A 14942-nucleotide genomic window follows, 5' to 3' on the forward strand; every position below is an offset into this window, starting at 1 on the left:
TCAGTCGAGGAGACTAATTTTATAATGTCCATGCAAGAGGTGCTGTACATACGCTGCAGCTTAAAAGGGAAGAGCGGTGAGAAGCCGCCACGGTCGCGCCACTGTGAAGGGGAGTTTCTATCATAGCCACTGCGAAAGCGGGAAGGGATAGAAGAACGATGAACCTAAGTCAGGAGACCTGCCACTTGTTTGCGCTTTATACCTACGCGTTCATAGGGAGGAGTGAAGGTTTATGTTGAATAGATGGATCCGTTTCAACAGTTCTTAAAGTCGCCTTCTAACTCTCTTTTTTGAAAAAAGGGAGTTTTTTTGATGGCTAAAAAAGATAACAGAGACGGAGGAAAAAACATGACAGTATACACTTCAAATATTGGGTATCCAAGAATCGGAGAAAAAAGAGAATGGAAAAAAGCGCTAGAACGTTTTTGGGAAGGCACGCTTGAAGAAAAAGAGTTTAAAGAAGAATTAGATCACTTATTTTTAGAAGGAATTCGCGTGCAAAAGGAAGCGGGAATCACGCATATTCCTGTTGGTGAGTTTAGTTTGTATGATCATATTTTAGATTTATTATGGACGTTTAATCTTGTGCCAGATCGATTTAAAAAGACAAACAAAACACCACTTGAAACGTATTACAGCATGGCTCGTGGAACAGACGGGGCGGAAGCAATGACAATGACAAAATGGTTTAATACGAACTATCATTATCTTGTGCCAGAGTTTGAGAATGTTACGCCTTCTTTAAAAGAAAATCGATTTTTAGATTATTGGAAAAAAGCAAAACAGAAGCTTGGTGTAAATGGAAAAGTAACTCTTGTAGGACCAGCAACGCTCGTTCTTCTTGGGAAAGGATATAAAGAAACAGAAAAAGCATCTTGGATTCAGCGTCTTATTCCGCTTTATCAACAGCTTTTGCAACAATTCGATGAAGAAGGCGTAGAGTGGGTCAGCTTAGAAGAACCCATTTTTACATCTCCATTAGATCAGGAAGTATGGAAAGCTATTGAAAACGGCTATACCGAAATAGCTAAGAGTTGCAAAAATACGAAATTGCTTCTTCAAACATACTATGAAGCTGTTTTTGATTATAAAAAGGTTCTATCACTCCCTGTAGATGGTTTTGGACTTGATTTTATTCATGATAGAGGGGAAACAAAAGAACAGCTGAAAAAATGGGGCTTTCCAAAAGGAAAAGTGTTAGCAGCAGGAATTATTGACGGACGAAATGTATGGAAGTCTAATTTAACAGAAACGAGTGCTGAAGTTAAAGAGCTTCTAAATTTAATCCATGGTGACCTTTGGGTGCAGCCTTCATCAAGCTTATTGCACGTTCCTGTTACAGCCAAGAATGAAAGTCTTCCGAGCTTCTTAGAAGGAGCGCTAAGTTTCGCTAAGGAAAAGTTAGGAGAACTAAAAGCATTAGAAAGCGGGATTGAGAACAATACATCGTTTAAAGACTATGATAAAAGCTTTGAAGATTTCGTTGCAGCACCATTACGTCATAATCATAAAGTTCAAGGAGAAATGAAGGAGCTTGCCCAACTTAAGGTAACGCGTCCACCGTATGAGATAAGAGCGAAGAAACAGCAGGAAAAGTTAAAGCTACCGCTTTTACCAACAACAACGATTGGAAGTATGCCTCAAACAAAAGAAGTGCGAAGCACACGTTTAAAATGGCGAAAGAAACAAATTACAGACGCACAATATGAGCAGTTTATCCAAGAAATTACATCCCGTTGGATCGCTATTCAAGAGGACGTTGAATTAGACGTTCTCGTGCACGGAGAGTTTGAGCGTACAGACATGGTCGAATATTTTGGTGAAAAGCTGAACGGTATGGAAGTAACAAAGTTTGGCTGGGTGCAGTCTTACGGGTCACGTTGCGTGAAACCACCTATTATTTACGGAGATGTATCGCTTAAAGAGCCAATGACTGTGAAAGAAAGCGTATATGCTCAAAGTTTAACGAATAAGCCTGTAAAAGGGATGCTAACAGGTCCTGTTACTATTTTAAACTGGTCTTTCCCTCGCCATGACGAGTCGAAAGAAGTGATGATGAATCAAATTGGTCTTGCTATCCGTCAGGAAGTATTAGCATTAGAAGACGCAGGAATAGCTATCATTCAGATTGATGAACCTGCACTTCGAGAAGGCCTTCCATTGCGAGAAGAAAAGAAGGAAGGGTATCTAAAAGCTGCCGCATATGCATTTAGACTTTCTTCTTACGGTGTGAAAGATGAAACGCAAATTCATACTCATATGTGTTATTCCAATTTTAATGAAATTATGAATACAATTGATGATCTTGATGCAGACGTGATTTCCATTGAAACATCACGCAGTCATGGCCGTCTGCTTCAAGCATTCGAAGATTTTCATTATGAAAAAGAAATTGGGCTTGGTGTATATGATATTCATAGTCCGCAAATTCCAAATGAAGAGGATATTATCTCAAACATTAGAGCTTCTCTACGTGTATTAGATGAAAAACAATTTTGGGTTAACCCAGATTGTGGCCTAAAAACGCGTAAAGAAGAAGAAGCGGTAAAATCACTCCGGGTCCTTGTTGAAGCAACAAAAAAATATCGTGCAAGTCTAGTAGAAGCTTAATAAAAGAGCACCGTTCATTTGAACGGTGCTCTTTTATTAGAGGGGATTCTCCAGTAATCCTCTACTTTAAGCTATGCTAAGTGGGGGAGTTCAATGGAGAAATCTTTCTGAAAAATGGATCGTATCAAAAATCCGCTGTGCCAACAGATCATATCCTTGCTGAGAAGGATGAATATCAATCTTATTTGGTAAATAGGTTTGTCTGTTTTGTGAGAACAAATTCTCTGTCGAAACGTAATAAACATGTTCCTGTGAAGAGGCTGCTTTTTGCAGGGCTACATTAAGGTCTAAAACCCGCTGTTTCAAGTTTTGTTCTTGAAAGGGATTGTCGATGTTTGAAAAAGGAAAATAATATCCAACAACATAAACATCACTCGTTGGGTTAAGATCTCTAATTCGTTCTAAAATAGTTTCCATGTTTTGCTGTGTTTGCTGTAATAGGCTCTCCCATTCGCTATTGCTAAGCGATACCATATGTTGGCGGTGTGGAGCAATGTAATGAAGAAGATCATTTGCTCCTGCTTGTACAGTAATAAGAGACGCATTTTCAACAGAATGAAACAGATTTTCGTGTTTGCTATATGCATTAGCCTCTAAATCTTGAAGAAGATTTTCCGTTGTATAACCAGGCACAGCAAACTCTTTTGAAAATGCAACAGAACGGCCTTCCTGTTCAAGAAGAGGGACGAGTTTGTCGCTATACCCTTTGCCAACTGTTTTATATGGATTCATTCCTTTTGCTAAAGAGTCGCCAAGAGCTACGTAGTTTACGTCTTGTGCGGAGCCGTAAGCATGTGAAAATGGGACAATAAGAAATAAAGACAGTAAAAACATTACTTTTTTCAACTACATCACTCGCTTTTGTCATCTAAAAATCGTTTGCGAATATGTTCTGGTGGAATTTCGCATGAAGTTTTCTTTCGAAACCATCGATAGCGGTTCCGCGCTATAATAGAATAAACCTTATCTCGAATAGGGATGGGAATTAGCATGAGTCCATATAACAGATTATAAGGAAACGAAAGCTTGCGGGCAATTTTAAGTGCTGCAGTAGATTTACTATAGACTTTCCCATTTGTTATGTAAATAAAGCTATCAAAGTCATCCTTTGGAAGATTAAATTCCTCTAGCAGCTTCTGTCCATATGATGATTGAAGAGAAGCAAATGATAGAAACTCACTATGATCTCTTTTTATTAAAAACATAACGCTGCTATTGCAAAATGAACATACTCCATCAAACAATACGACATTATTTTTCATCCTTTTTGTCTCCTTTTTATTCTTTCCTTTATTTGCATGTTTTAAAGATGAAAGAAAGGGAAAAACAGCATATCGTGTTATTAAATTTTAACATAAATAATTGACCTTATTATAAGATCGATATGTTAGCTAGAAGAGCGGGGCGGACCTCTCTCATATAAAGTGTCTCCAACAGGTATGAAAGAGGGGTTTTTAGCTAATATACTTCAAGATAATGAACAGCAAGGAGAAAAACGCGAACAGCAAACAGAAAATATACCCCTCCGAATAGAAGAGTGGAAGCTTAACGGAATGATAAAAAAGCAGGTTGCTTTAAACAAAGCAGCCTGCTTTTTTCATTAAATAAAGAAAAGAGATGCAAGGGCAATACCAGTAATAGCCCCAAGAGCAACTCCATACGCTGCTCCATATCCGTATCCATACCCATATCCACCAAAGTAACCAAAGCCACGACCGCCCTGCATTGGCTGAATAAATACTTGGCGCTGTGTTACATTCAAAATTCTTCCTACGTGTGTGCGTCCATGACGGTCATTAATGCGAACCATACGACCTCTGTAGCGACAACATAAGTCATAATATTGCATAGCTTTTCCTCCTTTTCTCTTAGCACTATTAACATATGAGAGAGAGAAAGGAGATGTATAAGCACTTATCTCTATTTTTCTTTTTTAGCTTGAATAATTCGATAGTCTAGCACGCTTTCAAAATCTTTAATTCGCTTCTCATGACCATCGAGAAAATCATATAGTTCTTTTTCAATATGTGGAGAGAGAATAAACTCTGTTCCATGCTCTATGTCTTCATTATTCGTAGCGAGAGAGGGAAGAGGAGAAAGAGTAATAGATGTGAATCCTGCTTCTTTAAGAGATTTTTGCCAATCTTCTATTGAAAGAAGCGATTTTAAGTTGTAAAAAGATGAAAGATCTTTTTCTTGGCTTTTGGTCATTTGAGGTTTTTTTAACATTTCAATAGCTAGTAATGTTCCATCAGGCTGTAAGACTCGGTAAGCTTCTTTTAATCCTTCTTCAAGATTCATAAAGTTTAAGACAGACTCATAAAGAACAAAATGAAACAGGTTTTCGTCGTAAGATAGATTTTCAGCATTTTCTTCACGTACTTCAATTGGAATAAGGAAATCATCAAACCTTTTGGCTGCTTTTTCAACCATTATTTTGTTAACGTCACAAGCATCAACAAAACAGTTATATTCGAGAGAAAGAAATGCAGCAGTCTGCCCCGTACCACAGCCAACATCTAGTACACTTGTCTTTTCATCAATTTCGTACTGATCAAAAATATGCTTTGTAAGAAGTAATCCTCCAGGATGAGCTCCGCCAACGCCAAAATTAGCCAGAAAATCAAGATAAGTATACTTTTTCATCTTATCACCTCTCTAGAGATTAGTCTGCTCTAGCCTATGTTAAAAAGGGAGAATAGGGAACAAAATATAAAAATAAGGTTGAATTTTCCGAAAGTTTTAAATATAATAAACTTTATATCTTGTTAGGGGAGTTGACATCATTGAGAGCACTTGAAAAAATTAGTTCATTTGCTAATAGCACGTTTGCCCTCTGGGTTGTGCTATTTTCGCTATTATCTTTTTTATATCCTTCATCATTTGTTTGGATTAGCGATTACATTTCGATTTTATTAGGTATCATTATGTTTGGGATGGGATTAACGCTATCTTTAAACGACTTTAAAGCGGTATTTAAGCAACCAAAAAGCGTTCTTATCGGCGTTGTAGGGCAATATACGATAATGCCAGGACTTGCTTATGGACTTGCTGTTTTATTTCAGCTTCCACCTGAAGTTGCAATTGGAGTAATTTTAGTTGGATGTTGTCCAGGAGGAACAGCTTCTAATGTTATGACTTACTTAGCTAAAGGAAACACAGCATTAAGCGTTGCTGTTACGAGTGTTGCTACCCTTATTGCCCCATTTTTGACTCCTGTTTTAATTATGCTTTTTGCAAGTCAATGGCTTGAGGTTTCCGCGTCTTCTCTTTTAGTCTCCATTTTAAAAATCGTGTTGCTTCCTATTATATTAGGTATTATCGTGAAGCTTTTATTTAAAAACGGAGTTGAAAAAAGCATAAAAGCTCTACCACTCATTTCGGTTATAGGAATTGTGGCTGTTGCAGCAGGTGTTGTTGCTGTTAATGCAGAATCAATTGCAGATGCAGCTTTAAAAATGATTTTTATTGTTATGCTTCATAACTTATTTGGTTTGTTTTTCGGTTGGCTTCTTGCTCGTCTTTTCCGTTTAGATGAAGGAAGTCAGAAAGCTCTTTCTATTGAAGTTGGGATGCAAAACTCAGGGCTTGGAGCAGCGCTTGCTCTAGCACATTTTAGCCCGATTGCAGCTGTACCGAGCGCCATTTTTAGCGTATGGCACAATATTTCAGGACCGCTTCTTGCCACATATTGGGGGAAAAAGCACGATCGAAAAGAAAAGCGTCAAAAGGAAGAACAAAAGCATGTTGTATAAAAGCAGCTCTTAAAGAGCTGCTTTTATTTTTCCTTTATTTACTGTTTTAGAAGATATATGATAAAATAAAACACATAAAAGGGAAGCGAACACTTGTCCGTTCTGGGAATCTCATACTATAATAAGAATATGGAAGGTCGTTACATACAAAAAGGAGGAATTTTATGAGTGAAAAGCGCAATCCAAGCGGTTTCTTAGTAAAACAGCGTGCATTTCTTAAGCTTTATATGATTACAATGACAGAACAAGAACGATTATATGGTTTACGTTTGCTTGATGTATTACGAGAAGAATTTCGTCCTTTCGGATATCGTCCGAATCACTCTGAAATTTATAAAGCCTTGCACGACCTTATTGAAGATGGCGTTTTGGAACAAGTGAAAAAGAAAAAAGAAGGCATGAAGCTTCAAGAAGTGGTATACTATCGGTTTGCTGGGGAGAATGGACATGAAAAAGCAAAAAAATATAAGCGTCAGCTTAAAGTAGAGTTAGATAGATGTCAATCGATGATTCAAAAAGCGGTACGCGATAATTTTGGTATAAAATAACCCTAGGAATGTTCCTAGGGTTGTTTCTTATATTACGAAGCCGATTTTTCTAATCCTGTTTTCTTTTGCGCATTTTTTTGTACATAAAGCAGTCTAAAAGCAAGACCAATAGCTCCTACGGCTAATCCTGTAATAAGACCTACCCAATACCCAAATGCGTGAAGGTTTGTGAAATTAGCGAGAGAATATCCCACAGGAAGACCGATAACCCAGTAGGAAACAAGCGCCATTATAAAGGTTATATTAACATCTTTATGTCCGCGAAGAATCCCTTGAATAGGTGCTTGAATAGCATCAGAAATCTGAAAGAAAATCGCATATATTAAAAAGACCTTAGTAAGCGCTAGTACGTTAGGATCTGTTGTATAAAGAGATGCGATTGGTTCACGCATAATATAAAGGAAGATACCGTTTAAAATAGCTAGGGATAAAGCAATTATAATTCCTAAATGACCATACTTTTTAGCATCATGAGGCCGCTTTGAACCTATCTCAAATCCGACCACAATTGTTAGCGCCATCGATACACTTAAAGGAATCATATATAATAAGGAAGCAAAATTCATGGCTGCCTGATGTGAAGCAATTGTAATCGTATCATAGACGCTAAGGAAAAGAGTTACTGCTGCAAAAATACTTGTTTCAAAAAAGATAGAAAACCCAATAGGAAGACCAATTTTTAAAATGGTTTTCCATTCTGCAAAAGAAACGCGATAAGCGCTCTTAAAAAGCCGAAATTGCCTGAAAGGTTCTATTTGGGAGACGGTAAAAATGGCAATAAAGCAAATCACCCAGTAGGTAATAGCTGTAGCATACCCAGCTCCAACTCCTCCTAATTTTGGTGCTCCCCATTTCCCGAAAATGAACAAATAATTTAATACAAGATTAACAGGAAGCGCAATAAGAGTAATTGTCATACTTACGCGTGTTTTTCCTAATGCATCGATAAAGGAGCGAATTGTTGTATAAATGAAAAGAGGAAAAATGCCCAATGATAAAGCAATTAAGTAATCTTTTGCAATGTGATGAACTTCATTTGTAATGTCCATCATATGAAGAATGGGATTTAAGAGAAATCCTCCAGCTACGATGACTAAAATTGACATCGCAATGGCTACATAAATCCCTTGAATAACTGAAAAAGAGACGCGTTTTTTTTGCTCTGCTCCAATCAGTTGAGCTACAATAGGAGTGACTGCTAAGAGAATACCTGCAAGACCTGTATAGATAGGCATCCAAATACTTGATCCTATTGCAACACCTGCTAAGTCTTTAGGACTTGCTTTGCCAGACATTGTTGTATCAAAGAATGTCATAAGGTACATACCAATTTGGGTAATGAAGATTGGAATTAAAATGGATAAAAGCTGTTTGAGTTTTTCACTTGTTGTAAATGTTTGATACAAAAAGAATCCTCCCATCTTTTAGTGAATCGTATTCATCCCATGAATTCTAGGAGGTTATCGTATTTTTGTCAACCATTTTTTACATAAGCAGATGAGCAACAAACTTATAAATTTTTTTATTTTCATAAAAGTAGGACGAAAGGTATAAGAACACTCAAAAGAACAGGATGTGAGCTATATGGATTTACAATTAAAAAATAAAAATGTACTCGTAACAGGAGGCTCAAAAGGAATTGGAAAGGCAATCGCAAAAGCATTTATTGAAGAAGGAGCAAATGTAGGAATTGCAGCTCGTTCAAAAGAACAACTTGAAAAAGCGAGAGAAGAGCTTGGAGATGTAAGGATATATGAAGTAGATCTCTCTCAACAAAAAGAAAGAGAGAAGCTTTTTCATCACTTCTTAGAAGATTTCAAAAGAGTGGATGTTTTAGTTAATAATGCTGGAGGAAGCAATGGAGGCAGTGCGTTTGAAACAGAGCTTGATATGTTCTACGAAGCGATGGAATTAAATTACTTTGCTCCTGTTCATTTAAGCAAGTTAGCAGGAACTCATATGAAAGAAAACGGAGCGGGCAGCCTTATACAGATTACCTCTATTTTTGGACGAGAAAGCGGTGGAAAAGTAACATATAACAATGCAAAGGCAGCGCTCATTAGCTTTACAAAGGCTTTTGCAAATGAATGTATTCCCCATAATGTACGCGTTAATAGTATTGCTCCTGGAAGTATTCTTCATCCAACAGGAAACTGGCAAAAACGCCTTGATGAACATCCAGAGAAAATTAAAAAGTTTATCGAAGAGGAAATTCCTGCAGGTCGATTTGGAACAGTGGAAGAAGTAGCTAACGCTGTTTTGTTTTTGGCATCGCCAAAGTCATCATGGCTTGTTGGAACAAGTATTAATGTAGATGGCGGTCAATCTCGTATGAATTTCTAAATATAGGAAGTAAAAAACAAGATAATACCTTATTATCTTGTTTTTTACTTTTTTGTAGGCCAATAGTATGTTACTAATAATACATTTATGTTAAAAATATTACAAAAATCTTCTTAACTTCGCTGCTTATTCGTGATATGATAATAAAATCAAAAATTACAAACATGTTACAAGTAAAAATAGAAGCGGGGCTTAATTATGAAGAAAGTGTGTGTTGTTCTGTTCTGTGCGTCTCTTTTATCATTAGGTCTTTCCCCATATATGTTAAAAGCATTCGCACAAGACTTAACAAGTATTCCAGTTGGGAACGAAGGAGAAGATTCTTTTCGAATCATGGGATACTATTCAGCTAACGATAACGTAGATCTTGAAAAAGCAATCCAATGGGAGAGCGTTACTCATGTTATATACGGTAGTTTATATATGGAGAAAGATGGGAGAATCCCTTCACCTCAAGATACAGAGAAATTAAAAGAGCTTGTCTTAAAAGCACATGAACATGGAGTAAAGGTGCTTATAGATTTGAAAGAAGCGGATGCTAGCGCATACGCGGCTCTTCCGGCAGAAGAAACTATACAAAAGACATTTAGTGAAGAAGTAAAAAATATTATTCAAACATATGGAGTAGACGGCATCAATGTTGACTGGGCTTCTCAAGATGAAAAAGAAAAGCAGTTGTTTTATATTGAACTTATTCATGAGCTTGATCAAATTTCGAGTGAAAGTCAAACATTGCTTACCCTTTCTGTTCGTCATTCTAATAATGAGAACGAAGCAAGTGAATTAAGTGAAGAAGTAAAAAGTATCTTAGCTGCAGTGGATTGGGTGAACATTATGTCTACTAATGACACCGAAACAATGTCTTACGAAGAGTCAAAGCGAACAATTGCCTACTGGACAGAGCAAGTAGGAGATGGAAATAAAATAACACTTAGCATTCCGGTTTCCGAAAACCTGGAGCCTGTTGAAACTAAGTCATTAGCACAGGAACAGAGTAAACCAAAAGATGGAGAAGAAATGCCTAAAACAGAAATAAAAGAAGAAATCCAGGAAACCCAGGAAACGAAAGAAACGAAGGAAACAAGGGAAACTCAGAAAACTGTGCAAGAAAAAACAAATCTAGCGCTTAACAAAACAGGTGGCGTAATTGTATTAGAGAATGAAGAAAATGCCGAGCAGAACGAAACAACCCTTAAGCAAATTCATAGTACAGTTACAGAAACAGGGGAACCAGAAGAAACACAAACAGAAAACAAAGTTAAAAATAAAATGCCAAAAAGCATAAAATGGCAGCCAACGAAAACTTATGAACAAGGTGAAATTGTTAAACATAATGGTGTGCTTTATATGGCTCAGTGGCCAGTGCAAGAATTTGAACCAGAGAAAAGTAATGTAGCATATTCGCCTTGGGTTGTAGTGGGAACAAATATGGGAAGTGTTTATGCATTATTGCATTTACAAAAAGAATGTTCAAACTTTTATTGCTTTAAGTAATCTTAAAATTGGAGAAGACTCTCATACATATATGAGGGTCTTTTTTGATTACCAAACTTTCTCTATTGTGAAAACAAAGCAAGCGGGAATAGTAAGAGTATCATCAGCTTTTATAGAGCAAGAAAGGTGAAGAATAGTGAAAGAATCAGCAACATGTAATAAATCACAAAAAGAAAATGTTCCTGGGGTCCTATGTTTAATTTCAATTGCTACAATTCCCCTTGTAATGACATTGGGAAATTCAATGCTTATCCCGATCCTACCAACTCTAGAGAAAGAGCTTTCTATTAGTTCTTTCCAGTCAAGCCTTATTATTACGCTCTATTCCGTAGCTGCTATTATTTTAATTCCCGTTGCAGGCTATCTTTCAGATCGCTTTGGACGAAAGAAAATTATTATTCCAAGCCTTATTATCTCTTTATTAGGTGGGCTTGTTTCTGGGTATGCAGCATGGCAAATTAATGAACCTTATATGATGATTTTAATAGGTCGGATACTGCAAGGAATTGGGGCCGCAGGGGCTTCTCCTATTGTGCTTCCTCTTGTTGGAGATTTGTACAAAGACGAAAAAGAAGTTAGTGCAAATCTCGGTATTGTGGAAACCGCTAATACATTGGGTAAGGTTGTTAGCCCTATATTAGGGTCCTTACTAGCCGTAGTTGTATGGTTTATGCCTTTCTTTGCTATTCCTGTTCTTTGTCTAATTTCCGTTGTTTTTCTTTTTTTCTGTGTGAAAGTACCAAAACAGCAAGATGAACCATTACCACTTAATGAATTTTTAAAAAAAGTGAAAAGAATTTTTAAAGAAGAAGGTCACTGGTTATACAGCATTTTTATTGCTGGTATTATTTTAATGTTTATTTTGTTCGGTTTTCTTTTTTATTTAGCAAACAGACTTGAGAAAGAATTTGGAATGGTTGGTGTTGATAAAGGGCTTGTGTTGGCTATCCCGCTTGCAGCCCTCTGTTTAGCGTCTTTTATAACTGGAAAAGTGATCAAGCAAAACAAGCTTCTTATGAAATGGATTACAGTAATTGGACTGCTACTCACAGCTGCTTCATTATTTATTGCATCCTTTTTCTCTTCTTTTGTTGTGCTTGTTGGTCTCTTGGTGTTAACAGGAATTGGAATAGGAGGTTCGTTACCGAGTCTTGACGCTCTTATTACAGAAGGGATTGGCAAGGAAGAAAGAGGGACAATTACGTCCATTTATAGCTCTATGCGTTTTGTTGGAGTTGCACTTGGTCCTCCTGTTTTCGCTATTTTAACAACTCATATGGATAAAGGTCTTTTTTATATAAATGTTGTGCTTAGTCTTATTGGAGGAATCCTTGTATGGTGGCGAATTCAACCAGATAAAGAATGAGGAAGCATCCTTACACAGGTGCTTCCTCATTTTTTATCTCAGCAGAAATTTTATAAAAACTGAAACAAAATAAAAACAAAATCGTCTATATATAGGGAAAAGGCAAATAGAGAAAAAAGACAGAACAAAAAAGTGTTGTTATTTTCTCATTAGCAGATATTGTTTGTTGTATTCTTCGATAACATCTCGTATAGTGTAAAACGTTCTAAGAAACTTCACAGGTGTTTTAAGGAAACGGCAGGAGTTTTATCGAAGAAAAACAAATAATATATATACTACTTAGAGATAGGACAACATATATTAATTCCTAGCTCCACTCACTTTGTTCGATTTATGAAGGAAAATAAAAAACTAGGCATACTTTTAATCGGAAGAGGGTAAAGGGAGTTAGAATAAAGTGCGGCTTTAAGATATGAATAGGTAAAATGGGCTATTTGTAAAATAAAAAGAATAACGTATAATAGGAAAACCTACAAAAAAAGCTCTTTTTCCAAAAATATCATTTGACTTCTATCAGCTAAGCGGTAGAATAGTGGCATACTGTCCAAAAAGCTCTCTTTTATTCTGTTAGGGAGTTTGTCTTTTTTTGTTGCGTTCATTTTCTTATAAAAAAAAGGGAACGTTAATTGTAGAGAGGTGAAAGTATGAAATCGTTTTTCAGGAAAGGTCAACAATTTTTGAACACGCATTTAGGACTTTTCCTATTTATTGCGGTTCTATTTTGGTTAAAAACTTATGCAGCTTATCAACTTGAATTTGATCTTGGAATAGACAATTCAATGCAGAAGTTTTTATTATTCATTAACCCAATCAGCTCTTCCTTATTCTTTTTAGGAATTGCGCTATTTTTCAAGGGGAAAGCGCAGTATAGAGTATTGATTGCGATTAACTTTGTATTAACATTTATTCTATTTGCGAATATTGTGTTTTACCGCTTTTTCAATGACTTTATTACGATACCAGTTTTAAGACAAACCGAAAACTTTGGTAAACTAGGCGGAAGTGCACAAGCATTAATGGAACCAACAGATATTTTGTATTTTGTAGATACAATCATCTTAATCGCACTTGTTCTATTTAAAGTTGTTAAACCACATACGGAGAAATTTAGCCGTCGGGGAATTGTAGCTGTTTTTACAGCAGCAATTATGATTTTTGCAGGAAACTTAGCTCTTGCTGAATCAGATCGTCCACAGCTTCTAACACGTGCGTTTGATCGTAACTACCTTGTGAAATATCTTGGTGCTTATAACTATACAATTTATGATGCAATTCAAAGTACAAAATCATCTGCTCAACGTGCTTTAGCAGACAGTAGTGATATTACAGAAGTAGAGAACTTTACAAAAGCATCTTATGCAGAACCAAACTCAGAATATTTTGGTCAATTAAAAGGGAAGAATGTGATTTACATTTCACTTGAGTCCCTTCAGTCATTTATGATTGACTATAAGTTAAATGGGCAGGAAGTAACTCCATTCTTAAATAGCTTAGCCAAAGATAGTAACACTTTATACTTTAAGAATCTGTTCCACCAAACAGGTCAAGGTAAAACATCTGATGCTGAATTTATGATGGAAAACAGTATTTATCCATTACCACAAGGTTCTGTGTTCTCAACAAAAGCTGAAAACACGTACCAAGCTTTACCGCAACTATTGAAAGAAAATGGATATAAAGATACAGCGGTCTTCCACGGAAACAACAAATCGTTCTGGAACCGTGAAGAGAACTATAAAGCATTTGGCTATGATCATTTCTTTGATGAAAGCTACTACAATATGGTAGATGGTCATGTCTTAAACTACGGTTTAGAAGATAAACCATACTTTAAAGAATCAATGCCATATTTAGAATCATTAAAACAACCGTTCTATACGAAGTTTATTACGTTAACAAATCATTTCCCTTATCCATTAAGTGATGATAAAAAGACGATTGCACCAGGAGATACAGGTGATTCATCTGTTGATAACTACTTCCAAACAGCACGATACATGGACGAAGCTTTAGAACAGTTCTTTAATGACTTAAAAGAATCTGGTCTTTACGAAAACTCTGTGATTGTAATGTATGGGGACCATTACGGTATTTCTGAAAACCATAAAAAAGCAATGAGCAAAGTTATGGGTAAAGATATCAATGACTTTGAAGAAGCACAGCTTCAGCGTGTACCACTGTTTATCCATGCACCAGGTCTTGAAGGCAAAGGCGGAGTGAAGGATACGTACGGCGGACAAGTCGATGTACGACCAACTGTAGAGCACTTACTTGGAGTCGATACGAAAAACCAAATTCAATTTGGTACAGATCTTCTATCAAAAGATCATCAGCAAATCGTACCGTTCCGTAACGGAGACTTTGTAACACCAGAATATACGCAGCTTGATGATAAAGTGTACGACAACACAACAGGAGAAAAACTCCCAAGTACAGAAGAAACGAAAAAAGACCAAGAGCTTGTACAGAAGAAGCTAGAGCTTTCAGATAAGCTTGTATATGGTGATTTACTCCGTTTCTATGACTTAAAAGGGTTTGAACAACCGAAGCGTTCATCATTTGATTATTCAAAAGATGATAAATTAGCAAAGAAACCTGGATTCCTTGAAGAAGAGAAGAAAGCTCTTGAACAAGAAAAACAGGAAAAAGAAGCAGAATATAAAGCTAAAGGTTACGGTCTTGAGGCGAGTGAAGAACAAGCAAAAGACGGAGCAGATTTTGAACCAGCAGCGCAAGGATCTGAACTTCAAGGGTCCGAAACGCCACAAACTAAAACTCAAGAATCTGAAGCTAAATAAAAAGTGTGAGGGATGTATCCCTCACACT

At 36.6% G+C, this 14942-nt stretch carries 12 protein-coding genes and 1 riboswitch; of the genes, 7 read left to right on the plus strand and 5 right to left on the minus strand.

All coding sequences use genetic code 11. The features are described from left to right. Positions 1-20 precede the first annotated feature (20 nt). Positions 21-200: riboswitch (cobalamin riboswitch) on the plus strand. 148 nt (positions 201-348) lie between these two features. Beyond that, positions 349-2610: a 5-methyltetrahydropteroyltriglutamate--homocysteine S-methyltransferase gene (metE, locus tag BM012_RS12890; RefSeq protein ID WP_061805505.1), complete on the plus strand. Its 2262-nt coding sequence runs from the start codon at positions 349-351 to the stop codon at positions 2608-2610. 90 nt (positions 2611-2700) lie between these two features. Here metE and BM012_RS12895 read toward each other — a convergent pair whose 3' ends face one another. The 4 genes from BM012_RS12895 to BM012_RS12915 form a co-directional block, all read right to left on the minus strand. Further along, the gene (locus BM012_RS12895) at positions 2701-3456 is read right to left on the minus strand and encodes a GDSL-type esterase/lipase family protein (protein ID WP_061805347.1); all 756 of its coding nucleotides are present in this window, start codon (positions 3454-3456) and stop codon (positions 2701-2703) included. A gap of 5 nt (positions 3457-3461) precedes the next feature. Further along, positions 3462-3872 carry a thiol-disulfide oxidoreductase DCC family protein gene (locus BM012_RS12900; protein ID WP_061805348.1) on the minus strand — a complete coding sequence of 137 codons (411 nt, stop codon included), beginning with the start codon at positions 3870-3872 and terminating at the stop codon, positions 3462-3464. 338 nt (positions 3873-4210) lie between these two features. Continuing rightward, positions 4211-4459 (minus strand): hypothetical protein, encoded by a 249-nt coding sequence (locus BM012_RS12910; RefSeq protein ID WP_061805350.1) that lies wholly within the window; start codon positions 4457-4459, stop codon positions 4211-4213. 71 nt (positions 4460-4530) lie between these two features. Beyond that, a complete protein-coding gene (locus BM012_RS12915) occupies positions 4531-5256 on the minus strand; it encodes a class I SAM-dependent methyltransferase (protein WP_061805351.1) in 726 nt (241 codons plus the stop codon). Between the two features lie 140 nt (positions 5257-5396). On the opposite strand from BM012_RS12915, the gene BM012_RS12920 reads away from it, so the two are divergent. After that, entirely contained in the window at positions 5397-6365 is a 969-nt protein-coding gene (locus BM012_RS12920) for a bile acid:sodium symporter family protein (RefSeq protein ID WP_061805352.1), read from the plus strand. A 164-nt stretch (positions 6366-6529) separates the two neighbouring features. After that, positions 6530-6913: a replication termination protein gene (locus BM012_RS12925; RefSeq protein ID WP_019392100.1), complete on the plus strand. Its 384-nt coding sequence runs from the start codon at positions 6530-6532 to the stop codon at positions 6911-6913. A 32-nt stretch (positions 6914-6945) separates the two neighbouring features. Here BM012_RS12925 and BM012_RS12930 read toward each other — a convergent pair whose 3' ends face one another. After that, positions 6946-8319, minus strand: coding sequence for an MATE family efflux transporter (locus BM012_RS12930; RefSeq protein ID WP_061805353.1), 1374 nt, complete (start codon positions 8317-8319; stop codon positions 6946-6948). A 178-nt stretch (positions 8320-8497) separates the two neighbouring features. On the opposite strand from BM012_RS12930, the gene BM012_RS12935 reads away from it, so the two are divergent. From BM012_RS12935 to BM012_RS12955, 4 genes are all read left to right on the plus strand, one after another. Next, positions 8498-9256 (plus strand): SDR family NAD(P)-dependent oxidoreductase, encoded by a 759-nt coding sequence (locus BM012_RS12935; RefSeq protein ID WP_061805354.1) that lies wholly within the window; start codon positions 8498-8500, stop codon positions 9254-9256. 198 nt (positions 9257-9454) lie between these two features. Next, the gene (locus tag BM012_RS12940; protein ID WP_061805355.1) at positions 9455-10750 is read left to right on the plus strand and encodes a glycosyl hydrolase family 18 protein; all 1296 of its coding nucleotides are present in this window, start codon (positions 9455-9457) and stop codon (positions 10748-10750) included. A 136-nt stretch (positions 10751-10886) separates the two neighbouring features. Continuing rightward, positions 10887-12116: an MFS transporter gene (locus BM012_RS12945; RefSeq protein ID WP_061805356.1), complete on the plus strand. Its 1230-nt coding sequence runs from the start codon at positions 10887-10889 to the stop codon at positions 12114-12116. Between the two features lie 644 nt (positions 12117-12760). After that, positions 12761-14914, plus strand: a complete 2154-nt coding sequence (locus tag BM012_RS12955; protein WP_235606181.1) for a lipoteichoic acid synthase — start codon at positions 12761-12763, stop codon at positions 14912-14914. Positions 14915-14942 lie beyond the last annotated feature (28 nt).

It is taken from the genome of Priestia endophytica DSM 13796 (assembly GCF_900115845.1).
GTDB lineage: Bacteria > Bacillota > Bacilli > Bacillales > Bacillaceae_H > Bacillus_I > Bacillus_I endophytica.